This is a genomic window from Luteimonas sp. RIT-PG2_3, from assembly GCF_054902115.1.
Window position 1 is genome coordinate 1 of record NZ_JBUBPF010000005.1, and the last position, 24,150, is coordinate 24,150.

Consider the following 24,150-nt stretch of genomic DNA (forward strand, 5'->3'; position numbering starts at 1 on the left):
CCCTGACCGGGCGCCTTCGACACGCACGACGCCCGCCCCGGCGGCGGCCACCACAGCGCCGACGCCACCCTGGCAGACCCTGCCGGTGCCCGACGCATCGCAGCTGATCCCCACGACGACTGGCCATGTCGAGGTCGACGGCGCGCGGTTGTACTACGCCAGCTACGGCAGCGGCGCGCCGGTGCTGCTGTTGCACGGCGGCCTCGGCAGTGGCGACGACTGGGCCCTGCAGATCCCGGCGCTGACCGCCGCCGGCCATCGCGTGATCGCGCTCGACAGCCGCGGCCATGGCCGCAGCACGCGCGGCCCGGGCGCGATGCATTACCAGCGCATGGCCGACGACGTCATCGCCGTGCTCGACCATCTGCACATCGAACGGACTGCGCTGATCGGCTGGAGCGATGGCGGCATCATCGGCCTGGATCTCGCGATCCGGCATCCCGGACGGCTGAGTCGACTGGTGGCGTTCGCCGCCAACGCGCGCACCGACGGCATCCGCCTCGATGGCCCGGCCAACGCCGTCGGCGACGCCTATGCTGAGAAGGCCGCCAACGACTATCGCAAGCGCTCTCCGACGCCCGGCGACTACACGGCCTTCCTCGCCGCGATGGACGCCATGTGGACCTCGGAACCCGACTACAGCGACCTGCAGCTTGCGACGATTCGCACGCCGACGCTGATCGCTGCCGGCGAGCATGACGAGTACATCCGCGCCGACCACACCCGCGCGATCGCCGCGGCCATTCCCGGCGCGCAGCTGGTCGTGCTGCCGGGCATGAGCCATTTTGGCCTCTGGCAGGCCCCCGACGCCTTCAACCGCGTGGTGGTCGATTTCCTCGCCGATTGAGGCGGACCCGCCCCTCGACACACACCGCCCGCACGCGGTGCCGCACTTTCCGGATCTCCCCGATGACCCTGCCTGTTCCTGCCGCGCGCCGTCGCGGCCTGCTGTTGCCAATGCTCGCGCTGCTGGCGTCTGCCGCCCTCGCACCGCTGCACGCCGCGGATCGTTTCGATGGCGTGCGCGCGCAGATCCGCGCCGACATCGCCGCAGGCAAGACGCCGTCGGTGGCGGTGGCGGTCGTCGTCGATGGCCAACTGCTCTGGGAAGAAGGTTTCGGCCTCGCCGACCGCGCACGCGGCATCGCTGCCACCCCGCACACGCCCTACCTGCTGGCCTCGGTGTCCAAGCCCATCCTGACCACGGCGCTGATGCGCCTGGCCCAGGACGGACGCGTCGATCTCGACGCGCCGGCCAACCGCTACCTGCCCGACAGCCCGCTGACCGCGCACGAAGGTCGCGTCGACGACGCCAGTGTCCGCCGCGTCGCCAACCATTCCTCGGGACTGCCGGTGCACTACCGGATGCTGCCGGGCCAGCCGATGCCGATCGGCACCCGCGCCGACACCGTCCGCCACTACGGCCACCTGATGACCGCGCCGGGCGAGCGTTACGACTACTCCAACCTGGCGTTCGGCGTCATCGACCGCATCATCGCCTCGGCCTCCGGACAGCCGGTCGACGCCTACATGCGCGCGCAGCTGTTCCAGCCGCTGGGCATGCGCGATACCAGCTACGGCCCCGACGCCACGCGTCGCGACGACACCGCGCTGCCCTACGCCCCCGATGGCAGCCCCTTGCCGCTGGCGTCGATGGATACGCCCGGTGCCGGCGGCCTGTATTCGAGCGCGCACGATCTCGCGCGCTTCATGTCGCTGCATCTCAAGCGCCCGCTGGCAGGCGCGGCCCGCGTGCTTGACGACCGCCATGTCGACGAGATGCAGCGCGCGACACCGGCCAGCAGCGATGGCGGGCCCGGCGTGCCGAAGACCTCGCGGATCGGCTGGGGTGGCGCCGACGAACGCGTGCGTCGCTACGACACCGTGACCAAGGCCGGCGGCATGCCCGGCGCGGCGACCTGGATGGTGCTGGTCCCCGGCCAGGACATCGGCGTCGTGGTGCTGACCAACGTCTCGTGGACCGATTACCAGGGCCCCAGCTACACCATCGCCGACGCCATCCTCAAGGTCCTGCTTCCGGACTGGGAAGACCTGCGCTCCGAGCCCTGGGGCTCGGAATGGGATCAGGTCGGCAGCACGCCCGATGCTCGCTGGCAGGGCACCTGGACCGGCCGTCTGCAGACCTGGCAGGGCGATACCCCGGTCACCCTGGTCGTCCCCGCACAGGGCGCGTTGCGCCTGCGGCTCGGCGACGGCAACGACACTGCCATCGAAGACCTGAAGGTGCAGGACACCTGGCTGCGCGGCGAAGCCGCCGGCACCCTGCCCACCGACGATGCCCGCGTCTCCGGCATCGACCGCCTGCAGTTGTCGCTGAAGCACCGCGGCGACCGCATCAATGGTGTCGCGATGGGTTTCGGTACCGGCATCGAAGGCGACGCAATGGGTCACTGGATCGAGCTGCGTCGCGCCGACCCGTAGCCGTGGCCGTGAGCCGTGAACCGGTTGTCGCGGTGATGGAGGGTCCGCGCCATGTGCAGGAGCGTGCGTCCTCTGGGGTTGGATGCAGCAGTGCATCGCGCCCATGGGCGCTCCCGCAAGAGAAAAAAGAGAAGAAGAGCACCGCTTTGCTCTTCGCAACGACGACGCATCGCATGTAGACCCGGAGGGCGCCGCACATGGATGTGCGGCGTTTCTCGACTGAGCCATGGATGGCGAGTCGAGAAATCCCGGAACGAACGAAGCGCTGTGACGCTTTGATCGAGGAAGCGTTTTTCTTTGGTTCTGTTTCTTTTGGGGCTTACCAAAAGAAATGAACCCGGCCGCGCCAGCGGACGGAAGCTTTTGCTTTCGCTAGAACGCGGTAATGCCCGATCGCGCCCATGGGCGCTCCCACAGAATGTCGCGCTCCCACAGAATAATGTCGAGATCCCACAAATGGGTTCCCGAAGAAGCCCCCTGAAATGAAAACGGCGGGCCCATCGGGCCCGCCGTTTTGCTGTTGCCAGGCCAGGCGAACGCGCATGTGGATTGCACGTCGCGCTGGCATGCGTGGGCTTACTCGCCTGCGGTTGCGCCGGCTGCGGTCACCCGACGCAGTTCCATCCAGTGGTTCAGGCCGAACACGAAGTACGGATCCTGCACGCCCGCCGGGCCGACCGGGCCCGACCCGGCCATGGCTTCGCCCTTGAGCGTATCGCCGTCCAGCTTCAGGTCCAGCCGCACCGCATGCCGACGGCGGCTGACGTCCTGGGTCTGCAGATGGCTCAGGGCGCGTCCACTGAGCCGGCCGTCCTCGAACTTGACGCTGTTGACCAGGCTCCACAGCTGGTCGTTGATGCGCAGGTGCACCTGGCCCGACGGCAGCACGCGCAGCACGGCGGGAATGTCGCCTTCGTAGGTATGCACCACGCCGCGCCAGTCGCCGGTCAAGCCCGGCGGCAACGCCACCGCGGCATCCAGTTCGGGCGCGGGCTTCGGCGGTGTCGCGGTCGCGGCCTTGGCTACTTCAGGACGGCCCCAGTCGGGCAGCAGGGTCTTCAGGATCGCTTCGCTGACCTTGCCGACCGGTGCGCCCGACAGGTTGCCGAGCACGACCACGGTGATGCCTTCCGACGGCACCATCATCAACGTCGTGCTGACGCCCGACATCGAACCGCCATGGCCGATCCAGCGATACTTGCCGAGGTCCATGACCTGCATGCCGATGCCGTAGTAGTCGCCCTCACCTTCCTTGGCAACGTTCTGGATCATCGCGTCCAGGCTGCGGCGGTTGAGGATCGCCTTCTGACCGGGCACGCGCTGGCCCTGCACGAACATGCCGTAGCGCACCAGGTCGTGCGCGCTGCTGTACATCGCGGCGGCGCCGGGTTCGGCGAAGCCGTAATCCGGAATGCGCTCGCGCTTGGGCCCGTAACGCACGGCGGCATAGCGCTCGAGGCCCGGTGCGACGCCGATCGAGGAATGCGTCATGTCCAGCGGCAGGTAGACGTTCTGGCGCATGTAGTCCGCGAACGGCATGCCCGAGACACGCTCGACGACATAGTCCAGCAGGCCGTAACCGAAGTTGTTGTAGCTGTAGCGCGAACCCGGTTCGCGCACGATGTTGCCGTAGCGCGCGATCGACTGGTCCATGCTGGGCACCAGCTTGCGCTCGTCGCCATAGAAGAACTGTTCGGCCGTGCCCAGGCCCGAGGTGTGGTTGGCGACGCGACGCACCGTGACCTGGTTGATGTCGCCGACGCGGGCCACGAGCTTGGCCTCACCGAAGTAATCGTTGATCGGCCGGTCCAGGTCGACCTTGCCAGCCTGCACCAGCGTCATCAGGCCGGTCGCGGTGAAGGTCTTGGTGACCGAGGCCAGCGAGTACATGGTGTTCTCGTCGGCCGCGATGTCGTTCTCACGGTCGGCCTTGCCGAAGCCTTCTTCCCACAGGATCCGGCCGTCCTTGGCGACCGCCAGCGACATCGCCGGCACGTCGCCATCGGCCATTTCCTTGGCGATCAGCGCACGCACGTCGTCGAAACGGCGATCCGTCGCAGGGGCGTCGGCGGCCGCGGCCTGCGCGGACACCAGCAGCGCCACCGTAGCGACCAGGGCACGCGCGACGGGCCAGCGCGGACGCGCGGCCTGGACGCGCGGCGCGCCCTCGGACGGGACCGGACAGGAGGACAGGAAGGAACGCGCGCTTATGGACTGGCGCTGACAATCGGTGGTCATCGGCTTGCTCACAATTCCGGCGGTCATGCCGCCGCAGAGGGATCACACATCCACGGCCGCCGCCCCACGCGATCACGGGTGGAATGGCGCGTGGTTCGAAGGCCGCCGGGGAGCGGCGGGCCGCCCGATTCGAGCATGCCGGGCGCGGAGGCCGATATCCGTAAAACCACTTGAGTCGACGTGCCCGCTGCGTACGTCGTGCGTATGTCGACGGCGTGCCGGTTCAATGCCCGTGCGGCAGCGGCGCATCCTCGATGACCGGCGGCAGCTCTTCCAGCTCGGCCGGGCGCAACGTCGCCACGCCATGGCCACGCTCGGCCAGGTACTGCAGCCATTTGCCGAGGAAGGTATTCATCCGCATCCGGTGGTCGAGCACCGCGGCCGGCGGCGGGAACATGCCGATCACGTCCTGCCAGCGCCTGCCGACATAGCAGTGCGTGGCTTCGAGCTGGCAGGCATCGCGATACAGGCGCAGGTAGGCCGACGGATCGGGCTGGCCGGTCAAGGGATCGGTCATCGCGTAGGTCAGCCGCAACTCGGTGGTGTACGCGTGCTGGGCGGTGATGTCGACGCGGACATCGAGGCCGTCGTCGATGACCGACAGATAACTTCCCGGTGCAAGATCGCCGGGCTCGAACAGCCGGGTCATGCGCTGGAAGTTCTCGGCGTACAAGCCCATCAGCCAGCTGAAACGGCTGAGCCTGGGCACATGGGCATGGCGGGAGAGGACCTGTGACATGACACCGATCCTACACGCTGCACATGTCGACGGGCAGCATTGACGGATGCGGCGGCCGCGCCTAAGTTGTGGGTTCACGCGCGCGGCTTTCCGCACGCGCATCGCCGTCGCCGGGACGCCGCCACAGCCCTGCGCGCCATCTCCGCGCCGTCCTTTCGTCGCCCTGCCATCGCGGCCCTGCGCAGACGCCATCGACCGCCGCGCCCTGCCCTCAGAACCTGTTCACGATCTGTCGCGAGCGCAGCCAAGTGGCGCGTGGCGGAGCGCAGAAAGCGCAGTGTACGTGGAGGTACATGAGCAACCGAGCACCGCACGCGTGCCAGATGGCAAGCGCAGCAAGATCGTGGACAGGTTCTCAGAACATGTCGCGATGGATGCCCAGCGTCGACATGACCTTGCTTGAGATCTCCTCGATCGAGGTATGCGTGGTGCTCAGCACCGGGATGCGCTCGGCACGGAACAGCGCCTCGGCTGCGCTGACCTCGCGCTTGCAGGTCTCCAGCTTGGAGTAGCTGGAGTTCGGCCGCCGTTCCTGGCGGATCTGCTGCAGGCGGTTGGGGTCGATGGTCAGGCCGAACAGCTTGCGCCGGTGCGCGCGCAGCCGCGGCGGCAACTGGTCGTGCTCCAGGTCTTCCGGCGTCAGCGGGTAGTTGGCGGCGCTGACGCCGTGGTGCAGGGCCAGGTAGATGCAGGTCGGGGTCTTGCCGGCCCGCGACACCGCGACCAGGATCAGGTCGGCATCGTCGTAGTTAATCGACATGCCGTCGTCATGGGTCAGCGCGAAGTTCATCGCGTTGATGCGGCGATGGTAACTTTCGAAATCAACGATGCCGTGGGCCTTGCCGACATGGCGCTGGCGCTTCTGCCCCAGTTCCTGCTCCAGCGGCTCGATGAACGGCGCGAACACGTCCAGCATCAGCGCCCCGCTCTCGGCCAGCACGCCGCTGAGCTCGGTATCCACGCAGGAATTGACCACGATCGGGCGCAGGCCCGAAGCTTCCCCGGCGGCCCGGATGCGCTCCACGACCTCCTGGGCCCGCTCCGCGCTGTCCACGAACGGGATCCGGTCGGTCTTGAAACGGGTGTCGGTGAACTGGGTCAGCAGGCTGTGACCGATGGTTTCGGCGGTGATACCGGTGCCATCGGAGACGTAGAACACCGGGCGGATGTCAGACATGGGCGACTCCGGGACAGGGACGAGACATAAATTGGGCGGCTTGGCCGTGGTGGAGGCTAAAATAGCGTTTCAGCTTGGACACTGTCCGATCTTTCTCTTCCCGACCCCACGGAGCGCCTGTTTTGAGCAAGCCCGCCTCGAGCGCCAACATCCTCTGGCTGCATGACCTGAGACTGACCGACCTGGCCCAAGTGGGCGGCAAGAACTCCTCGCTTGGGGAGATGATCGGCCATCTGTCCCGGCTGGGCGTCTCCGTCCCCGGCGGCTACGCCACCACGGCCGACGCCTTCAAGGACTTCATCGCGCACAACAACCTGCACCAGCGGATCTTCGACCGCCTGGCGACCCTGGATGTCGAGGACGTGTCGGCCCTGACCACGGCCGGCGGCGAGATCCGCGGCTGGGTCATCGAGGCCCCGCTGCAGCCGCAGCTCGACAGCGATATCCGCAGCGCCTACCGCCAGCTGGCCAGCGAGAACGGCGGCGGAGACATCGCCGTGGCCGTGCGTTCGTCGGCCACCGCCGAAGACCTGCCCGATGCCTCGTTCGCCGGCCAGCAGGAAACCTTCCTCAACGTCACCGGCGAGGACGATGTCGTCCGCAAGGTCAAGGAAGTCTTCGCCAGCCTCTACAACGACCGCGCCATCGCCTACCGCGTCCACCACGGCTTCAAGCACGAGGACGTGTTCCTGTCGGCCGGCGTGCAGCTGATGGTGCGCTCCGACGTCGGCGCCTCCGGCGTGCTGTTCACCCTCGACACCGAATCGGGCTTCCGCGACGTGGTCTTCGTCACCGCCAGCGTCGGCCTGGGCGAGATGGTCGTCCAGGGCGCGGTCAACCCCGACGAGTTCTACGTCTACAAGCCCACGCTGCGCCAGGGCAAGCCGGCGATCCTGCGCCGCTCGCTGGGCAGCAAGCTGCTGCGCATGGTCTATTCCGACAAGCCCGGCGAGCGCGTCCGCACCGAGGACACCCCGGCCGAGCTGCGCGGCAGCTTCGCGATCTCCGATGCCGACGTGCAGGAGCTGTCGAGGCAGGCGCTGACCATCGAGGAACACTACGGTCGTCCGATGGACATCGAATGGGCCAAGGACGGCGTCACCGGCAAGCTGTTCGTCGTGCAGGCCCGCCCGGAAACCGTCAAGTCGCGCGCCAAGGCGACCCAGATCGAGCGCTATGCGCTGGAGCAGCGCGGCGACGTGGTCGCCGAGGGCCGCGCGATCGGCCAGAAGATCGGTGCCGGCGTCGCCCGCGTGGTGCGCTCGCTCGAGGACATGGCGCGCGTGCAGCCCGGCGACGTGCTGGTCGCGGACATGACCGACCCCGACTGGGAGCCGGTGATGAAGCGCGCCGCGGCCATCGTCACCAACCGTGGCGGCCGCACCTGCCACGCCGCGATCATCGCCCGCGAGCTGGGCGTGCCTGCGGTCGTGGGCACCGGCAACGCGCTGGAGCTGATCCAGGACGGCCAGGAAGTGACCGTCAGCTGCGCCGAGGGCGACACCGGCTTCATCTATGCCGGCCTGCTGCCGTTCGAGCGCATCACCACCGATCTGTCGTCGATGCCCGAGGCACCGCTGAAGATCATGATGAACGTCGCCAACCCGGAGCGCGCGTTCGACTTCGGCCAGCTGCCCAACGCCGGTATCGGCCTGGCACGCCTGGAGATGATCATCGCCGCGCACATCGGCGTGCATCCCAATGCCCTGCTCGAGTACGACAAGCAGGATGCCGAGACCAAGAAGAAGATCGACGCCAAGACCGCCGGTTACGGCGATCCGGTCGACTTCTACGTCGACCGCCTGGTCGAGGGCATCGCGACGCTGACCGCGTCCGTCGCGCCGAACCCGGTCATCGTGCGCCTGTCGGACTTCAAGTCCAACGAGTACGCCAACCTGATCGGCGGCAGCCGCTACGAGCCGCACGAAGAGAATCCGATGATCGGCTTCCGTGGCGCCAGCCGCTATGTCGATCCCTCATTCTCCGAGGCGTTCGCGCTGGAATGCCGCGCTGTGCTGAAGGTCCGCAACGAGATGGGCCTGACCAACCTGTGGGTCATGATCCCGTTCGTGCGCACGCTGGACGAAGGCCGCAAGGTCGTCGAAGTGCTCGAGCGCAATGGCCTCAAGCAGGGCCAGGACGGCCTGAAGATCATCATGATGTGCGAGGTGCCATCCAATGCACTGCTCGCCGACGAGTTCCTGGAGATCTTCGACGGCTTCTCGATCGGCTCCAACGACCTGACCCAGCTGACGCTGGGCCTGGACCGCGACTCCAGCATCGTCGCCCACCTGTTCGACGAGCGCGACCCGGCGGTCAAGAAGCTGCTGTCGATGGCCATCAAGTCGGCGCGCGCCAAGGGCAAGTACGTCGGCATCTGCGGCCAGGGCCCCAGCGATCACCCGGACCTGGCGCAATGGCTGATGGAGGAAGGCATCGAGTCGGTCTCGCTGAACCCGGACACCGTTGTCGACACCTGGCTGAAGCTGGCCAAGTCGAAGGCCAAGTCGGGCTGATCACGGCGGCCTGCCGACGGCACCGACGGGCCTGGCCTGCCGGTTCCGACGGGTCAGTCCTGGCAAGCGGCTCAAACTGACCCTTCCGTGACACCCGGGCGCCGCTGGAGACAGCGGCGCCTTTCTTCTGGTGGGCGCAATCGATGCCAGGAGATCGGGACGCAGGCACCCCCGCGCCGTTGCCACGGACGCTAGCTCGACGCCAACGCGGCCATGTGCGCGCGATAGTGGCGCAGTTCCTCGATCGAATCCTGCACGTCGCTGAGCGCGGTATGCGCCGACGTCTTGCGCACGCCGGCCAGCACCTGCGGTGCCCAGCGCCGCGCGAGTTCCTTCAACGTGCTGACGTCGAGGTTGCGATAGTGGAAGAAGCGTTCGAGCGTCGGCATCTGCCGGTGCAGGAAGCGCCGGTCCTGGCAGATCGAGTTGCCGCACATCGGCGACTGGCGCGGGCCGATCCACTGCTGCAGGAACGCCAACGTGCGGTTCTCGGCCTCGACCAGCGACACCCCCTCCTCCAGCGAACGCCGCCACAGCCCGGACTTGCCGTGCTGGTTGCGGTTCCATTCGTCCATCGCCTCGAGCCGGGTCAGCGGGTGCTCGATCGCGAACTGCGGCCCTTCGGCCAGCACTCTCAATTCCGAATCGGTGACGATGGTGGCGATCTCGAGGATCGCGTCGCGATCGGTATCCAGGCCGGTCATTTCCAGATCGATCCAGATCAGGCGGCCACTGGGGTCTGCAGGGTCAAACGGTGTCATAGGCTCGCGATCAGGGACGGGACAGCGCATCATAGCCCAGCGCCTCCACCAGCCCGCTCCGAACATGCCTCCCAACGCCGCTGCCGCCCACTACGCCATCCTCACCGCGATGCTGGCGCCCGCCTTCTTCCTGACCGCGACCGCGGCGCTGCTGACCTCGGCGAACGCGCGACTGGCACGCATCATCGACCGCGCACGCAGCCTGCTGCGGGACCTGGCCAGCGTCGAGGACGCCGAAGAGCGCGAACTGCTGGAAGCGCGCGTCACCGTGCAGCGCAAGCGCAGCCTGATCATCCTGCGCGCCAGCCAGTTGCTGTACGTGGCGATCAGCTGCTTCGTCGGCACCAGCCTGACCGTGGCCGGCGACTCGTTCTTCAACCACCGCTTCGGCACCGCCCCGACCGTGCTGGCCGTGCTCGGCGTGCTGGCCATGTTCGCCGCCAGCCTGTTGCTTGCGCGCGAGGCCTCGCTGGCCGTGCGCGCCGTCAACGACGAAATGGACGACGCCCACCGCCATGCCAAACGCGCCCGCCCCTAACACAGCCCGTCGCGCAATGGACTAGCGCCCATGGACGCGATGATGGATCCCGTGCTCGTGCCCATGGGCGCTCCTACAGGGGCGGCTTCCCGCGCTTGCGCCGGAAGTAATTGCTGAGGCGGACCGAGGCCTCGTCGGCCAGCACCCCGCCGCGCACGTCGATGCGATGGTTGTGGCGCGGATCGGCCAGCAGGTCGAACACGCTGCCGGCCGCGCCAGTCTTGGGATCGAACGCGCCGAACACGACCCGCGCCAGCCGCGCATGCACCATCGCCATCGCGCACATCGCGCAGGGCTCCAGCGTCACCACCAGTGTGCAGCCGACCAGCCGGTGGTTGCCCAGCGCCTGCCCGGCCTCGCGCATCGCGACGATCTCGGCATGCGCGCTGGGATCGTGCTGGCCAATGTTGCGGTTCCAGCCCTCGCCGACCAGGCGGCCGTCGGGGTCGAGCACCAGCGCGCCGACCGGGATCTCGTCGAAGGCCTGCTCGGCGCTCCCCGCCAGCGCCAGCGCCTGCCGCATCCAGGCCTCGTCGCCTGTGGACGCGCCGGCACCGCCCAGCCCGTCGCCGGGTGCGGCGGCCTGCAGGCCGGTCGGCGCCTGTGATGGCGCCTTCTCGTCGGACATCATGACAATAAAATCATCATGTTATGGGGTCTATTGAAAGAAGATTCTCTTGCAGGACGACGGCCCACGGCCTACTCGAAGCTGCCCACCGAGTCATGCGCCAGGTTGTCGAAGCGGGTGTACTCGCCGAAGAACTTCAGCTTCAGCGAGCCGGTCGGGCCGCTACGCTGCTTGCCGATGATGATTTCGGCCAGGCCTTTGTCGGGCGACGTCTCCTTGTTGTAGTAGTCGTCGCGGTAAATGAAGATGATGACGTCGGCGTCCTGCTCGATGGCGCCCGACTCGCGAAGGTCGGCCATGACCGGGCGCTTGTCGGCGCGGGTTTCCAGCGAGCGGTTGAGCTGCGACAGCGCGATCACCGGCACGTTGAGCTCCTTGGCCAGGCCCTTCAGCGAACGCGAGATCTCGGAGATCTCGGTCGCGCGGTTCTCGCTGTTGCCCGGCACCGCCATCAGCTGCAGGTAGTCGATGACGATCAGGCCCAGGTCGTGCTCGCGCTTCAGGCGGCGGCATTTGGCGCGCAGCACGTCCGGCGACAGGCCCGGCGTGTCGTCGATGAAGATCTTGGTTTCCTTCAGCATGCGGATCGCGCTGGTGACGCGGCTCCAGTCCTCGTCCTCGAGCGCGCCGGTGCGCAGGCGGGTCGCGTTGACGCGGCCATTGGACGAGATCAGGCGTAGCGCGAGCTGGCTGGCCGACATCTCCATCGAAAACACGCCGATCGCCTTCTTGGTCTTGATCGCGGCGTATTCGGCGATGTTGAGCGCAAACGTGGTCTTGCCCATCGCCGGACGCGCCGCCAGGATCAGCAGGTCGGTCGGCTGCAGGCCGGCGGTCATCTCGTCGAACTCGACATAGCCGGTCGGCAGGCCGGTGACACCACCGCCGTTCTGGTGCCGCGTCTGCAGCACGTCGAAGGCTTCGCTCATCGCCTTGTTGATCGGGGTGAAGTCGGTGCGGCCGCGCGCGCCGGCCTCGGCGATCGCGAACACGTCCTGCTCGGCCTTGGCCAGGATCTCCGAGCTGTCGCGGCCCTCGGGCTGGAAGCCGTCGTTGACGATGCCGGTGCCGACCTCGATCAGCTGGCGCAGCACGGCCTTGTCGCGGACGATCTCGGCGTAGGCCTTGATGTTGGCGGCAGACGGCGTGGTGCTGACCAGTTCGATCAGGTAGGCGCCGCCGGCGACCTGCTCGATCAGTCCCTGCGATTCGAACCACTCGCCCAGCGTCACCGCGTCGTAGGGCCGGTCGCGCTCGGCCAGCTCGCGGATCGCGCGATAGATCAGCTGGTGGTCGCGACGGTAGAAGTCGGGCTCGACCAGCATGTCGGCGATACGGTCGTAGGCGTCGGGCGCGATCATCAGGCCGCCCAGCACCGCCTGCTCGGCCTCGATCGACTGCGGCGGCAACCGGAGCTGCTCGATGCGGTAATCGCTGCGCTCGGAGCCGCGCTGGTCACGGTCGTTGTCGCGTCGATCGGAACGGGAATCCGGGCGGAAGCCTGGGCGTGATGACATCAGCGGGGGAACTCCCGTTCGCGGACCTTCGACATGGTCCTGTTGTTGTGGCGGAACGACCATCCTAGTCCAGCGGACCGGTCGGCCGTTGCAGATAACCCTGTGGATAACCGGTGGGCATCTCATGGCCTGCGATCCGCGCCCATCCGGTGCCTCCGCCGGAAAAGCCCGTCCGCAAACGAGAACAGGCGCCTTGCGGCGCCTGTCCCGGTGGAACCATGGAGCCTGTGGCTTACGCCGCTTCCGGCGCCACGATGACCTTGACGGTGGTCTCGGCGTCCGCGTGCAGGTGCACGACGACGTCGAACTCGCCAGTGTTGCGCAGCGGGCCTTCGCCCAGCACCACTTCGGCCTTGGAGACCGGGGTCCCCAGCTTGGTCAGCGCCTCGGCGATATCGCGCGGGCCGACCGAGCCGTACAGCTTGCCTTCGGTCGACGCGTTGGCGTAGATCGTCACGCTGGCGCCTTCGAGCTTGCCGATGCGGGCCACGGCTTCGTCGCCGATCGCCTTGGCCTTGGCTTCGTAATCGGCGCGACGCGCTTCGAACTCGGCCAGGTTGGTCGCGGTGGCCGGCACGGCCTTGCCCTGCGGCACCAGGTAGTTGCGGCCGTAGCCGGGCTTGACGTTGACCTTGTCGCCCAGGTTGCCCAGGTTGACGACCTTCTGGAGAAGGATCAGTTGCATGGTATTGCTCCGTATTCGTTAGTGGCCGGCCGCCGGACGTGCCGACGGCGAGCCACAACCAGTGCTGTCCGAATGGGACGGACGGTCAGAGCGGAAGGCTCAGACGTTGTGGTTGTCGGTGTAGGGGATCAGGGCCAGGAAACGCGCGCGCTTCACGGCAGTGGCCAACTGGCGCTGGTAGCGCGACTTGGTACCGGTGATGCGGCTCGGCACGATCTTGCCGTTCTCGGTCAGGTTCTGGCGCAGGGTGTTGAGATCCTTGTAATCGATCTCTTTGACGCCCTCGGCGGTGAACTTGCAGAACTTGCGGCGGCGGAAGAACTTGGACATGGGTGTGCTCCTCAGGCGGCTTCGGCGTTGTCGTCGGTCACAGCGGTGTCTTCGCTGCTGCCTTCGGTGCTGTCTTCGTCACGCGAACGGCGTTCGCTGCGCTCGGGCTTGTCGCCCTTCTCGTCCTTGTTCTTCATGATCAGGGACTGCTCGGTGTCGGCCTCGTCGCGACGCACCACCAGGTGGCGCAGCACCGCATCGTTGAAGCGGAAGCTCTCGACCAGTTCGTCGAGCACGCCCTGGGCGGCTTCGACGTTGAACAGGACGTAGTGGGCCTTGACCAGGTTGTTGATCGGGTAAGCCAACTGGCGGCGACCCCAGTCTTCGAGACGGTGGATCTTGCCCTGGCCCGCTTCGATCAGCGACTTGTAGCGCTCGACCATCGCCGGCACCTGTTCGCTCTGGTCCGGATGGACCAGGAACACGATTTCATAATGACGCATGTGGTTTCCTTTCGGATATTCGGCACCCTCGCGGGCTCGCCGGAATAGCCCCCTGGGACCCGGGATGGGCCAGTGGAGCAAGGTCTTCGACGGGCCTGCGCCCAACGAAGCCGATCATTGTCCCAGACAAGCCCACTGCAGGCAACCTGCCGTGGCTGGCGCGCCGACCGTCTGCCTCCCCTGGCCACCGCGTTGCTGCGTCGGGACCGCGCTGCCGCTCCGAACCGCGTGCCGGATCTGGTGCGGATCCGCCCTGGGTCACGTGCCGGACCGGCCCAGCATCTCCCCGTCGCGGGCCTGGGACAGGCCGCTGCGACATTCGGTCACACCCGGTCCGGGCGGTGCGCATGTTTCGATGCTGCGTTGCATCAAGACCGCATCACCGCCAAGGATTGGCACCCACCTCATTGCGAACGATAATTAATCTCATTGCGGGCGCGCCCGCTGGGATTCACACCGGAGCGCACCCGTCCGGTCGCCGCGAACAGGACACCGAGATCCAACGTGCCAGCCCGCCGTCCACTTCCGCTGTCGCGCCCCACCCGCCCGCAGGCCCGCGTTGGGTCAGCGCGTGGTGTCCAGCGCCCGGCTGAAGAACAGCGCCACCAGGGTGACGACCGCACCCGACAGCAGGTAGTAGCCGACGTAGGCGATGCCGAAATGGCTGCACAGCCACAGCGCGACCATCGGCGCGAAGCCGGCACCGATCAGCCAGGCGATGTCCGAGGTCACCGCCGCGCCGGTATAGCGGTACGCCGGCTGGAAGCGCGAGGCGATCGCATTGCTGGCCTGCCCCAGCGACAGCCCCAGCAGCGCGAAGCCGGCGATGACATAGACGGTCCGGCCGGTGCCCTCGCTGGCCAGCAGTTGTGGCGCGAAAAAGCTGAAGACCGCGATCAGGCCGGCGGCGATCGCCAGTTGGCCCCGCCGGCCGACCCGGTCGGCCAGCAGGCCCGACAGCATCATCGTCAGCCCGCCGACCACGGCGCCCACGAAGAGTTTGCCAAGCAGGCCGGTGGCCTCGCCGGTGCTGAACAGCTGCACCCAGCTCAGCGGGAAGATCGTCACCAGGTGGAACATCGCGTAGCTGGCCAGCGGGATCAACGCGCCCAGCAGCACTTCGCGCGGATGCCGCGCAACCGTCTCCAGCACCGGCCGCGGCTGCAGCTCCTGCGCCATGAACTGGCGCGCGAACTCGGGCGTGATCACCAGCCGCAGCCGTGCGAACAACGCGACCACGTTCAGCGCCAGCGCCACGAAGAACGGGAAGCGCCAGCCCCAGGCCAGGAAGTCCTCCGGGCTCAGCCAGTGGCTGAACACCAGGAACAGGCCGCTGGCCAGCATGAAGCCCAGCGAGGCGCCCAGCTGCGGCACCATCGCGTACCAGCCACGGCGTTGCGGTGGTGCGCTCAGCGACAGCAACGACGGCAACCCGTCCCAGGCCCCGCCCAGTCCCAGCCCCTGGCCGAAACGGAAGACCGCCAGCAACACCGGCGCCAGCATGCCGATCTGGTCATACCCGGGCAGGAAGGCGATCGCCATCGTCGAGCCGCACAGCAGGAACAGCGCGCCGATCAGCTTGGCGACGCGGCCGAAGCTGCGATCGACCGCCATGAACACCAGCGAGCCGACCGGCCTTGCGATGAAGGCCAGCGAGAACACCGCGAACGACTTCAGGGTCGCCTGCACCGGATCGCTGTCGGGAAAGAACAGCGACGGGAACACCAGCACCGACGCGATGCCGTAGACGAAGAAGTCGAAGAACTCCGACGTGCGCCCCATGACCACGGGCAACGCGATGGTGGCCGGCGAGACCTCGCGGCCGTCGTTCTCCGGCGCGTCCTCGAGTCCCGTGCCGGACGCCTGCATGGTTCCACTGTTCATCCGCGCCCTCATTCCGATCGATGGATCGTGCCCGGCATTGTTAACCCGAAAACGCCCTGCCGGACAAGCCGTCCGCCGGCGTCGCCGCGGCCATGCCCCGGCCTGCGATCACACGCGCCCCAGCCTACGCGCCGTTGCGCGAGCGCGGCGTCAACCCGTTTCCCACCGTTGCAGCCTCTCCCATGACCTCCCCGCTCCGCCCGATCCTCCGCCTGATCGTCCCGCTCGTCCTGGCCAGCCTGCTGGCCGGTTGCGACTGGGTGGTGATGAACCCTTCGGGTGACATCGCCAACCAGCAACGCGACCTGATCCTGGTGTCCACCGCACTGATGCTGCTGATCATCCTGCCGGTGATCGCGTTGACCCTGTGGTTCGCGTGGAAGTACCGCGCCTCCAACAGGGAGGCCACCTACGAGCCGGAATGGCACCACTCGACGCGGCTGGAGATCCTGATCTGGTCGGCACCGCTGGCGATCATCCTGGTGCTGGGCACGATCACCTGGATCGCGACCCACAAGCTCGACCCGTATCGCCCGCTCGACCGCATCGATGCCTCGCGCCCGTTGCCGGCCAACGGCAAGCCGCTGGTCGTCGAGGTCGTCGCGCTGGACTGGAAGTGGCTGTTCCTCTATCCCGAGCAGGGCATCGCCACGGTCAATGAACTGGCCGCGCCGGTCGACGTGCCGATCGAGTTCCGCATCACTTCGTCGTCGATGATGAATTCGTTCTTCATCCCGGCGCTCGCCGGGCAGATCTACGCGATGGCCGGCATGCAGACCAAGCTGCACGCGGTCATCAACAAGCCCGGCGTCTACAAGGGCTTCTCGGCCAACTACAGCGGCGACGGCTTCTCGCACATGCGCTTCGACTTTCACGGCCTGCCGCCCGCAGAGTTCGACGCCTGGGTGGAACGCGTGCGCAGCGGCGATGCGCTGGGCCGCGACGAGTACCTGACGCTGGAAAAGCCGTCCGAGCGCGAGCCGGTCCGCTATTTCGGCAAGGTCGACCCCGAGCTCTACAACGCGATCCTCAACCTGTGCGTCGCGCCCGGCAAGATGTGCATGCACGAGATGATGCACATCGACATGGCCGGCGGCGCCGGCATCGACAGCCGCGACAACAAGGCACGCCTGCAGCATGACAACCGCCATGCGGCGCTGCCGGTCGAAGCGCCCGGCGCCACCTTCCCGGCGACCGGCCGCGAGGCCTGGGGCGAAGGTCCGCAGGGCCACCAGCCGCGTCCGCTCGAAGACGGCGAGACGCCGCCCGCGCCGGACCCGGCCGGCGGCCATCCGGGCCAGGCTCCGCACGAGCACGACGATGCCGCGCCGCGCCGCTGACGCCGCGCGCAGCGGGCCCGTCCCGCGCGCAGGCCATCGCATGTCCCTCTTTTCGTCTTACGCAGGTATCCCATGTCCGTGACCCAGGACCACACCTCAGCGCTGTTCGGGCGACTGACGCTCGACGCTCTTCCTCTGCACGAACCCATCCTGGTGATGACGTTCGCCGGCGTGGCCCTCGGCGGCCTCGCCCTGCTGGCCATCCTGACCCGGTACCGGCTGTGGGGCTATCTGTGGAAGGAGTGGTTCACCAGCATCGACCACAAGAAGATCGGCATCATGTACTGCGTGCTGGCGCTGGTGATGCTGCTGCGCGGCTTCGCCGACGCCATCATGATGCGCCTGCACCAGGCGATGGCCTCCGGCGGCGGCGAGGGCTACCTCAACGCCCACCACTACGACCAGATCTTCACCGCCCACGGCGTGATCATGATCTTCTTCGTGGCGATGCCGCTGGTCACCGGCCTGATGAACTACATCGTGCCGCTGCAGATCGGCGCGCGCGACGTGTCGTTCCCGTTCCTCAACAACTTCAGCTTCTGGATGACCACCGCGGGCGCGGTGCTGATCATGCTGTCGCTGTTCGTCGGCGAGTTCGCGCGCACCGGCTGGCTGGCCTACCCGCCGTTGTCGGGCATCGACTACAGTCCAGGCGTCGGCATGGACTATTACCTGTGGGGACTGCAGGTCGCCGGCGTCGGCACCACATTGTCGGGCATCAACCTGATCGTCACCATCATCAAGATGCGCGCGCCGGGCATGTCGCTGATGAAAATGCCGGTGTTCACCTGGACCGCGCTGTGCACCAACATCCTGATCGTGGCCACCTTCCCGGTGCTGACCGCGACCCTGGTGCTGCTGACGATGGACCGCTACGTCGGGACCAACTTCTTCACCAACGACCTTGGTGGAAACCCGATGATGTACGTCAACCTGATCTGGATCTGGGGACACCCGGAGGTCTACATCCTGGTGCTGCCGGCGTTCGGCATCTATTCGGAGATCGTCGCGACCTATTCGGGCAAGCGCCTGTTCGGCTACAGCTCGATGGTCTACGCGACCGCGGTCATCACCATCCTGTCGTACCTGGTCTGGCTGCACCACTTCTTCACGATGGGATCGGGCGCCAGCGTCAACGCCTTCTTCGGCATCACCACGATGATCATCTCGATCCCGACCGGGGCCAAGATCTTCAACTGGCTGTTCACGATGTACAAGGGACGCATCCGCTTCGACGTGCCGATGCTGTGGACGATCGGCTTCATGGTGACCTTCGTCATCGGCGGCATGACCGGCGTGCTGCTGGCGGTCCCGCCGGCCGACTTCGTGCTGCACAACAGCCTGTTCCTGATCGCGCACTTCCACAACACCATCATCGGTGGCGTCGTGTTCGGCCTGTTCGCCGGCATGGTGTACTGGTTCCCCAAGGCATTCGGCTTCAAGCTCAACGAGTTCTGGGGCAAGGTCTCGTTCTGGTGCTGGCTGGTCGGCTTCTGGGTCGCGTTCACGCCGCTGTACATCATGGGCCTGATGGGCGTGACCCGACGCGTGAGCCAGTTCGAAGACACCTCGCTGCATGTGTTCTTCATCATCTCGGCCATCGGCGCGGCGATCGTCGCCTGCGGCATCGCCGCGTTCATCTGGTCGATCGTGGTCAGCATCCGCGACCGCAAGGCGCTGCGCGACACCACCGGCGACCCCTGGGACGGACGCACGCTGGAATGGGCGACCTCGTCGCCGCCCCCGGCATACAACTTCGCGTTCACCCCGGTCGTGCACGAGCTCGACGCCTGGACCGACATGAAGAAGCACGGCTACCAGCGCCCCACGACCGGCTTCACGCCGATCCACATGCCCCGCAACACCGGTGCCGGCGTGGTGCTGTCGGCGATCAGCGCCCTGCTGGCGTTCGCACTGATCTGGCACATCTGGTGGCTGGCGGGCGTGGCGTTCGTGGGCCTGATCGTCGCCACGATCTGGCACACCTTCAACTACGACCGCGACTACCACATCCCCGCACAGGACGTGACCGACACCGAGGACGAACGGACGCGCCTGCTGGCGCAGAAGGCGCTCTGACATGAGCCAGACCACCGTGCCTCCCCGCCATTCAACCGGACGCCACATGACCCAGACCCACCCGCACATCGGCGCGAACGGCGAGCGCATCTACCACCTCGTCGAACCCCCACACGAAGACGGCCACGAACACCATCCGGAAACCGGCACCAACCTCGGGTTCTGGATGTACCTGATGAGCGACTGCCTGATCTTCGCGGTGCTGTTCGCGACCCATGCCGTGATCGGCCGCAACTACGCCGCGGGCCCTTCGCCTGCCGACCTGTTCGACCTGAAGCTGATCCTGGTCGCGACCTTCATGCTGCTGTTCTCATCGATCACCTACGGGTTTGCGATGCTGAACGCCTACCAGGGCAATGTCCGCAGGACGATCCAGTGGCTGCTGGTGACCGCGGTGTTCGGTGCCGCGTTTCTCGGCCTGGAGATCTACGAGTTCCATCATCTGGCCCACCTCGGCGCCACGCCGCAACGCAGCGCCTTCCTGTCATCGTTCTTCACCCTGGTCGGCACCCATGGCCTGCACGTCACATTCGGTCTGGTCTGGCTGTTCACGCTGGTGTTCCAGCTGCGCAAGCACGGCCTGATCGAAGCCAACCGCCGCCGCCTGATGTGCCTGTCGATGTTCTGGCACTTCCTGGATGTGATCTGGATCGGCGTGTTCTCGTATGTCTACCTGATGGGAGTCGCGGGATGAGCGGCCACCACGTCAATCACGCACATTCCCGGCACGCGCATGGCAGGCATGATGGCCATGACCATGGGCACGGACACGCCCATGACCAGGCCGGCCACGGCAGCAAGCGCGACTATGTGATCGGCTTCGTGCTGTCGGCGATCCTGACGGTGATCCCGTTCTGGCTGGTCATGGCCGAAGTCTTCGACAACAGGCTGGTGACCGTCGGCCTGGTGATGGGCTTCGGCGTCGCCCAGATCTTCGTGCACATGGTCTATTTCCTGCACATGAACCGGAAGTCCGAAGGCGGCTGGATCATCATGTCGCTGCTGTTCACCGGCATCATCATCCTGATCGCACTGGTCGGCTCGCTGTGGGTCATGCATCACCTCGACAACAACATGATGCCGACCTCGCCCGAGATGATGCGGAACATGTAGGGAACGCCCCATGTCCGCCACCGCCTCCTCCACGCTGTCCGGCTTGCCGGCATGAACGGCATCGACAGCCGTTGCGCCGGGCCCGACCCGCGCGCTGCCGCGCGGCCCCGCCGCGGCTGGGGACGCTGGCTGTTCGCGGCGCTGATGGCCGTCGCCGTCGTGCTGCTGGTCGCCCTGGGCATCTGGCAATTGGAGCGGCTGGCGTGGAAGCAGGCGCTGATCGCGCGCGTCGATGCCCGCGTACATGCCGAGCCGGTCGCAGCGCCGCCCGTATCGGAAGGGCCGGACGCCGACGCGGACGGCGCGACCCGGCTGGAGTACCTGCGCGTGCGCGTGCGCGGCCGGCTGCGGCACGACCTCGAGATCCCGGTCTATGCGTCCACCGAGCGCGGGCCGGGGTACTGGATCATGACCCCGCTGCAGACCGCGACCGGAACGATCTGGATCAATCGCGGCTTTGTCGACAACGCCCATCGCGACCGCAGCACGCGCCCGGCGGACACCGGCACGCCCGAGCGCAGTCTCGTCGGACTGTTGCGCCTGCCCGAGCACAACGGCCTGTTCCTGCGTGCCAATGTCGCCGCGCAGGACCGCTGGTACCGGCGCGACCCGCAGGAGATGGCGGCCGCCCGCGACCTCGCGGGGCCGGTTGCGCCGTGGTTCATCGATGCCCAGCCCGAGGCAGCCCAGGATACCCCCGATGCCGCTGGCGCCGCCCCTGCCGCCGATGCCATGCCGATCGCGGGCATGACAGTGATCCGCTTCCGCAACCACCACCTCAGCTACGCGCTGACCTGGTTCGGCCTGGCGGCCCTGGCCGTGCTGGCACTGGGCCTGGTCATGCGTAGCGATCTGCGCCCTCGGGGACGCCGCGGACGCATCGCCGGGAAAGACCGCAGCGATGCGGCCGACGCCGGGACTGCGCAACCAGATACTCGGTCACCAGACCGGCGGAATGCCGCCCGATAGCCGCAAGAGGGGAAGCGCGGAGAACAAAGGCAGGCGTGCCCCATCGCGGAACCGGCAGCACGCAGAGGCCATCGGCCCAGGCGCGGCAGCCCGCGCGGGCGTGACTCAGGCGGCCTTGTCGGCGTCGGTCGTGAAGCTCTCACCGCAGCCGCAGGCAGCGGCCGCCTTGGGATTGTCGAACACGAACTCATGGTTCAGGCCCTTGCGCACGAAGTCGATCGTGGTGCCATCGACCATCTGCACGCTGGTGGGGTCGACATAGATCCGCACGCCATCCTGCTCGCTGACGCTGTCGTCGGGCGTGCTGGCATGGGCCAGCTCGACCTCGTAGCCCCAGCCCGAGCAACCGGTGCGCTTGACGCCGAAGCGCATGCCCAGCGCATCGGGGTTGCTGGCAAGGAAACGCTTGACGCGATCGAGGGCGGCAGGAGTCAAAGAAATGGCCATGCCGCGATTGTACGCCCCTGCCGCGGCTGGAGTGACCGCCTCCGGTAGACTATGCGTTCCATCGATCAGGCCTGTTCATCGGGCCTTGCGCCTTCAGGATCCAACGCAATGACCGTTTCCAGTGTCGAACATGCGCTCGCCGGCAAGATCCCGGCCGGCGGCGAAGTCACCGTCCGCGGCTGGGTCCGCACCCGTCGCGACTCCAAGGCCGGCCTGAGCTTCGTCAACGTCAGCGACGGCTCCTGCTTCGCGCCGATCCAGGTCGTCGCCACCGACACGCTGGACAACTACGAGTCCGAGATCAAGCGGCTGACCGCCGGCTGCTCGGTGATCGCGACCGGCACCCTGGTGCCGTCGCAGGGCCAGGGCCAGAGCTTCGAGATCCAGGCCAGTGCGCTCGAGGTCGTCGGCTGGGTCGAGGACCCCGAGACCTACCCGATCCAGCCCAAGGCGCATTCGCTGGAATTCCTGCGCGAGGTCGCGCACCTGCGCCCGCGCACCAACCTGTTCGGTGCGGTCACCCGCATCCGCCACTGCCTGGCCCAGGCCACGCACCGCTACTTCCACGAGAACGGCTACTACTGGATCAACACGCCGATCGTGACCACCTCCGATGCCGAGGGCGCCGGCCAGATGTTCCGCGTGTCCACGCTGGATGTGGCTAACCTGCCGCTGGGCAAGGACGGCAAGGTCGACTTCTCGCGCGACTTCTTCGGCAAGGAAACCTTCCTGACCGTGTCCGGCCAGCTCAACGTCGAGGCCTTCTGCCTGTCGATGAGCAAGGTCTACACGTTCGGGCCAACCTTCCGCGCCGAGAACAGCCACACCACGCGCCACCTGGCCGAGTTCTGGATGATCGAGCCGGAGATCGCGTTCGCCGACCTGGCCGAGAACGCGCGCATCTCCGAGGAATTCCTGAAATATCTGTTCCGCGCGGTGCTCGACGAGCGCGGCGACGACATGGCGTTCATCGCCGAACGCGTGCAGAAGGACGCGATCACGCGCCTGGAGACCTTCATCAACGCACCGTTCGAACGCATCGAGTACACCGAGGCGGTCGAACTGCTGCGCAAGTCCGGCCACAAGTTCGACTTTCCGGTCGAATGGGGCCTGGACCTGCAGACCGAGCACGAGCGCTGGCTGACCGAGCAGCATGTCGGTCGCCCGGTCGTGGTCACCAACTATCCCGAGCACATCAAGGCGTTCTACATGCGCCTCAACGACGACGGCAAGACCGTCGCGGCGATGGACGTGCTGGCGCCGGGCATCGGCGAGATCATCGGCGGCGCGCAGCGCGAGGAACGCCTGGACGTGCTCGACGCGCGCATGGACCAGTTCGGCCTCGATCGCGAGCACTACGGCTGGTATCGCGATTTCCGCCGCTACGGCACCGTGCCGCACGCCGGCTTCGGGCTGGGTTTCGAGCGCCTGATCGTCTACGTCTGCGGCCTGTCGAACATCCGCGACGCGATCCCCTACCCGCGCGCGCCCGGCCAGGCGGAGTACTAGGGCGTGATCCTGTTCTTCGCCCTGTGCTTCATCGGCGTCGCGATCGCCGGGATCAGCGCCTTCGTGATCTTCTGGCCGTTGTCGCTGGTGCACCTGCGCGACCGCCATCCGCAGGTGCGCGCGCGGCTGGGCGACAACGCCTTCCTCGGCCTGTCGGCACTGCGCTGGCTGCTGGACGGTGGCTACCGCGAAGTCGCCGACCGCCAGTTCACGGGCCTGGCCACGCCGGCACGCGTGTCGCTGATGACCATCCTGTTCGCGGTCGCGATGTCGGCGTTGCTGTGGCTGACCTCCCTGCTGCTGCCGGCCTGACCGGCCAGGCCCTGCGACCTGCGCGAAGACTGCACGACGACCTGCCCTGCCCCTACCGACCGAACCGACATGACCGATCTCCAGGCCCCTCAAGCATCTGCCGCCGATGACGACGCGATCAGCATCGTCTCCGAATCCTGGTGGCTGGCCAGCCTGGGCCGCACAATCGTCTGGGCGCGCCTGCGCGTGCGCGGCGCCGGCACTGCCGATGTCTTCGACAGCGACGGCAACACCCTGGTCTACGACAGCGAGGACACCGCGCGCGCGATGCTGCTCGATGCCGACTTCATCGCCCTGGACGGCATCGACGAGGACGACGCGCTGGAGCGCGGCTTCTCGCTGCAGGAAATCGAACCGCCGGAGGCACGCGACGACCAGCAGCTGCGCGAGCGCATGCTGGTCTCGCTGGGCGAACGTGCCTGAGACCGGCACGCACCACAGCCCGCGCAGGCCGACGTCCCCATGACGCCCCTTCCCGCCCTT

At 67.1% G+C, this 24,150-nt stretch carries 23 protein-coding genes; 12 read left to right on the forward strand and 11 right to left on the reverse strand.

Annotated elements, in window-relative coordinates; translation table 11 throughout:
* Both ACYX7E_RS09080 and ACYX7E_RS09085 read left to right on the forward strand, forming a co-directional pair.
* Positions 1-847, forward strand: an 847-nt coding sequence (locus tag ACYX7E_RS09080; RefSeq protein WP_462080261.1) for an alpha/beta fold hydrolase, incomplete at its 5' end; no start/stop codon positions are given.
* Between the two features lie 62 nt (positions 848-909).
* Positions 910-2,442: a serine hydrolase domain-containing protein gene (locus ACYX7E_RS09085; RefSeq protein ID WP_462080262.1), complete on the forward strand. Its 1,533-nt coding sequence runs from the start codon at positions 910-912 to the stop codon at positions 2,440-2,442.
* Positions 2,443-3,018: 576 nt separating this feature from the next.
* Here the strand turns inward: ACYX7E_RS09085 and ACYX7E_RS09090 are convergent.
* The 3 genes from ACYX7E_RS09090 to ppsR all read right to left on the reverse strand — a co-directional run bounded on the left by ACYX7E_RS09090 (position 3,019) and on the right by ppsR (position 6,596).
* Positions 3,019-4,680 carry a serine hydrolase domain-containing protein gene (locus ACYX7E_RS09090; protein WP_462080263.1) on the reverse strand — a complete coding sequence of 554 codons (1,662 nt, stop codon included), beginning with the start codon at positions 4,678-4,680 and terminating at the stop codon, positions 3,019-3,021.
* 223 nt (positions 4,681-4,903) lie between these two features.
* Positions 4,904-5,419, reverse strand: coding sequence for a DUF1249 domain-containing protein (locus tag ACYX7E_RS09095; protein ID WP_462080264.1), 516 nt, complete (start codon positions 5,417-5,419; stop codon positions 4,904-4,906).
* Positions 5,420-5,774: 355 nt separating this feature from the next.
* On the reverse strand, positions 5,775-6,596 hold the full coding sequence (ppsR, locus tag ACYX7E_RS09100; RefSeq protein WP_462080265.1) for a posphoenolpyruvate synthetase regulatory kinase/phosphorylase PpsR: 822 nt from the start codon (positions 6,594-6,596) through the stop codon (positions 5,775-5,777).
* 122 nt (positions 6,597-6,718) lie between these two features.
* On the opposite strand from ppsR, the gene ppsA reads away from it, so the two are divergent.
* Entirely contained in the window at positions 6,719-9,112 is a 2,394-nt protein-coding gene (gene ppsA / locus ACYX7E_RS09105; RefSeq protein ID WP_462080266.1) for a phosphoenolpyruvate synthase, read from the forward strand.
* 191 nt (positions 9,113-9,303) lie between these two features.
* Here the strand turns inward: ppsA and orn are convergent, their stop codons facing one another.
* Positions 9,304-9,873: an oligoribonuclease gene (gene orn / locus ACYX7E_RS09110; protein WP_462080267.1), complete on the reverse strand. Its 570-nt coding sequence runs from the start codon at positions 9,871-9,873 to the stop codon at positions 9,304-9,306.
* A 64-nt stretch (positions 9,874-9,937) separates the two neighbouring features.
* Between orn and ACYX7E_RS09115 the strand changes: the two genes are divergently transcribed.
* Entirely contained in the window at positions 9,938-10,411 is a 474-nt protein-coding gene (locus ACYX7E_RS09115; protein ID WP_462080268.1) for a DUF2721 domain-containing protein, read from the forward strand.
* A gap of 73 nt (positions 10,412-10,484) precedes the next feature.
* Here ACYX7E_RS09115 and tadA read toward each other — a convergent pair whose 3' ends face one another.
* The 6 genes from tadA to ACYX7E_RS09145 all read right to left on the reverse strand — a co-directional run bounded on the left by tadA (position 10,485) and on the right by ACYX7E_RS09145 (position 15,898).
* Entirely contained in the window at positions 10,485-11,042 is a 558-nt protein-coding gene (gene tadA, locus ACYX7E_RS09120) for a tRNA adenosine(34) deaminase TadA (RefSeq protein ID WP_462080269.1), read from the reverse strand.
* 68 nt (positions 11,043-11,110) lie between these two features.
* Positions 11,111-12,556: a replicative DNA helicase gene (locus ACYX7E_RS09125; protein ID WP_462080270.1), complete on the reverse strand. Its 1,446-nt coding sequence runs from the start codon at positions 12,554-12,556 to the stop codon at positions 11,111-11,113.
* Between the two features lie 232 nt (positions 12,557-12,788).
* Entirely contained in the window at positions 12,789-13,241 is a 453-nt protein-coding gene (rplI, locus tag ACYX7E_RS09130; protein WP_462080271.1) for a 50S ribosomal protein L9, read from the reverse strand.
* Positions 13,242-13,340: 99 nt separating this feature from the next.
* The gene (rpsR, locus tag ACYX7E_RS09135) at positions 13,341-13,571 is read right to left on the reverse strand and encodes a 30S ribosomal protein S18 (RefSeq protein WP_096208774.1); all 231 of its coding nucleotides are present in this window, start codon (positions 13,569-13,571) and stop codon (positions 13,341-13,343) included.
* Positions 13,572-13,582: 11 nt separating this feature from the next.
* The gene (gene rpsF, locus ACYX7E_RS09140) at positions 13,583-14,014 is read right to left on the reverse strand and encodes a 30S ribosomal protein S6 (protein WP_462080272.1); all 432 of its coding nucleotides are present in this window, start codon (positions 14,012-14,014) and stop codon (positions 13,583-13,585) included.
* 564 nt (positions 14,015-14,578) lie between these two features.
* Positions 14,579-15,898, reverse strand: coding sequence for an MFS transporter (locus ACYX7E_RS09145; RefSeq protein WP_462080273.1), 1,320 nt, complete (start codon positions 15,896-15,898; stop codon positions 14,579-14,581).
* Positions 15,899-16,080: 182 nt separating this feature from the next.
* Here ACYX7E_RS09145 and cyoA point away from each other — a divergent pair, with 182 nt between their 5' ends.
* The 5 genes from cyoA (at position 16,081) to ACYX7E_RS09170 (ending at position 21,399) form a co-directional block, all read left to right on the forward strand.
* A complete protein-coding gene (gene cyoA, locus ACYX7E_RS09150; RefSeq protein ID WP_462080274.1) occupies positions 16,081-17,238 on the forward strand; it encodes a ubiquinol oxidase subunit II in 1,158 nt (385 codons plus the stop codon).
* 102 nt (positions 17,239-17,340) lie between these two features.
* Entirely contained in the window at positions 17,341-19,317 is a 1,977-nt protein-coding gene (gene cyoB, locus ACYX7E_RS09155; RefSeq protein ID WP_462080630.1) for a cytochrome o ubiquinol oxidase subunit I, read from the forward strand.
* A gap of 46 nt (positions 19,318-19,363) precedes the next feature.
* Positions 19,364-20,011 (forward strand): cytochrome o ubiquinol oxidase subunit III, encoded by a 648-nt coding sequence (gene cyoC, locus ACYX7E_RS09160; RefSeq protein WP_462080275.1) that lies wholly within the window; start codon positions 19,364-19,366, stop codon positions 20,009-20,011.
* Positions 20,008-20,430: a cytochrome o ubiquinol oxidase subunit IV gene (gene cyoD / locus ACYX7E_RS09165; RefSeq protein ID WP_462080276.1), complete on the forward strand. Its 423-nt coding sequence runs from the start codon at positions 20,008-20,010 to the stop codon at positions 20,428-20,430. The genes cyoC and cyoD overlap by 4 nt, the downstream gene beginning before the upstream one ends.
* A 51-nt stretch (positions 20,431-20,481) precedes the next feature.
* A complete protein-coding gene (locus tag ACYX7E_RS09170; protein ID WP_462080277.1) occupies positions 20,482-21,399 on the forward strand; it encodes an SURF1 family protein in 918 nt (305 codons plus the stop codon).
* A 105-nt stretch (positions 21,400-21,504) separates the two neighbouring features.
* Here the strand turns inward: ACYX7E_RS09170 and ACYX7E_RS09175 are convergent, their stop codons facing one another.
* Entirely contained in the window at positions 21,505-21,846 is a 342-nt protein-coding gene (locus tag ACYX7E_RS09175; RefSeq protein ID WP_462080278.1) for a HesB/IscA family protein, read from the reverse strand.
* 108 nt (positions 21,847-21,954) lie between these two features.
* On the opposite strand from ACYX7E_RS09175, the gene asnS reads away from it, so the two are divergent.
* From asnS to ACYX7E_RS09190, 3 genes are all read left to right on the forward strand, one after another.
* A complete protein-coding gene (asnS, locus tag ACYX7E_RS09180) occupies positions 21,955-23,355 on the forward strand; it encodes an asparagine--tRNA ligase (protein WP_462080279.1) in 1,401 nt (466 codons plus the stop codon).
* 3 nt (positions 23,356-23,358) lie between these two features.
* On the forward strand, positions 23,359-23,667 hold the full coding sequence (locus ACYX7E_RS09185; RefSeq protein ID WP_462080280.1) for a hypothetical protein: 309 nt from the start codon (positions 23,359-23,361) through the stop codon (positions 23,665-23,667).
* A 69-nt stretch (positions 23,668-23,736) separates the two neighbouring features.
* Positions 23,737-24,090, forward strand: a complete 354-nt coding sequence (locus ACYX7E_RS09190; RefSeq protein ID WP_462080281.1) for a hypothetical protein — start codon at positions 23,737-23,739, stop codon at positions 24,088-24,090.
* The last annotated feature ends 60 nt before the right edge of the window (positions 24,091-24,150 follow it).

Excerpts from the sequence above, each read along its gene's own strand:
- ACYX7E_RS09085 (WP_462080262.1), top strand. The coding sequence starts at position 910 with ATGACCCTGCCTGTTCCTGCCGCGCGCCGTCGCGGCCTGCTGTTGCCA.
- ACYX7E_RS09090 (WP_462080263.1), bottom strand. The coding sequence starts at position 4,680 with ATGACCACCGATTGTCAGCGCCAGTCCATAAGCGCGCGTTCCTTCCTG.
- ACYX7E_RS09095 (WP_462080264.1), bottom strand. The coding sequence starts at position 5,419 with ATGTCACAGGTCCTCTCCCGCCATGCCCATGTGCCCAGGCTCAGCCGT.
- ppsR (WP_462080265.1), bottom strand. The coding sequence starts at position 6,596 with ATGTCTGACATCCGCCCGGTGTTCTACGTCTCCGATGGCACCGGTATC.
- orn (WP_462080267.1), bottom strand. The coding sequence starts at position 9,873 with ATGACACCGTTTGACCCTGCAGACCCCAGTGGCCGCCTGATCTGGATC.
- ACYX7E_RS09115 (WP_462080268.1), top strand. The coding sequence starts at position 9,938 with ATGCCTCCCAACGCCGCTGCCGCCCACTACGCCATCCTCACCGCGATG.
- tadA (WP_462080269.1), bottom strand. The coding sequence starts at position 11,042 with ATGATGTCCGACGAGAAGGCGCCATCACAGGCGCCGACCGGCCTGCAG.
- ACYX7E_RS09125 (WP_462080270.1), bottom strand. The coding sequence starts at position 12,556 with ATGTCATCACGCCCAGGCTTCCGCCCGGATTCCCGTTCCGATCGACGC.
- rplI (WP_462080271.1), bottom strand. The coding sequence starts at position 13,241 with ATGCAACTGATCCTTCTCCAGAAGGTCGTCAACCTGGGCAACCTGGGC.
- rpsR (WP_096208774.1), bottom strand. The coding sequence starts at position 13,571 with ATGTCCAAGTTCTTCCGCCGCCGCAAGTTCTGCAAGTTCACCGCCGAG.
- rpsF (WP_462080272.1), bottom strand. The coding sequence starts at position 14,014 with ATGCGTCATTATGAAATCGTGTTCCTGGTCCATCCGGACCAGAGCGAA.
- ACYX7E_RS09145 (WP_462080273.1), bottom strand. The coding sequence starts at position 15,898 with ATGAACAGTGGAACCATGCAGGCGTCCGGCACGGGACTCGAGGACGCG.
- cyoA (WP_462080274.1), top strand. The coding sequence starts at position 16,081 with ATGACCTCCCCGCTCCGCCCGATCCTCCGCCTGATCGTCCCGCTCGTC.
- cyoC (WP_462080275.1), top strand. The coding sequence starts at position 19,364 with ATGACCCAGACCCACCCGCACATCGGCGCGAACGGCGAGCGCATCTAC.
- cyoD (WP_462080276.1), top strand. The coding sequence starts at position 20,008 with ATGAGCGGCCACCACGTCAATCACGCACATTCCCGGCACGCGCATGGC.
- ACYX7E_RS09170 (WP_462080277.1), top strand. The coding sequence starts at position 20,482 with ATGAACGGCATCGACAGCCGTTGCGCCGGGCCCGACCCGCGCGCTGCC.
- ACYX7E_RS09175 (WP_462080278.1), bottom strand. The coding sequence starts at position 21,846 with ATGGCCATTTCTTTGACTCCTGCCGCCCTCGATCGCGTCAAGCGTTTC.
- asnS (WP_462080279.1), top strand. The coding sequence starts at position 21,955 with ATGACCGTTTCCAGTGTCGAACATGCGCTCGCCGGCAAGATCCCGGCC.
- ACYX7E_RS09190 (WP_462080281.1), top strand. The coding sequence starts at position 23,737 with ATGACCGATCTCCAGGCCCCTCAAGCATCTGCCGCCGATGACGACGCG.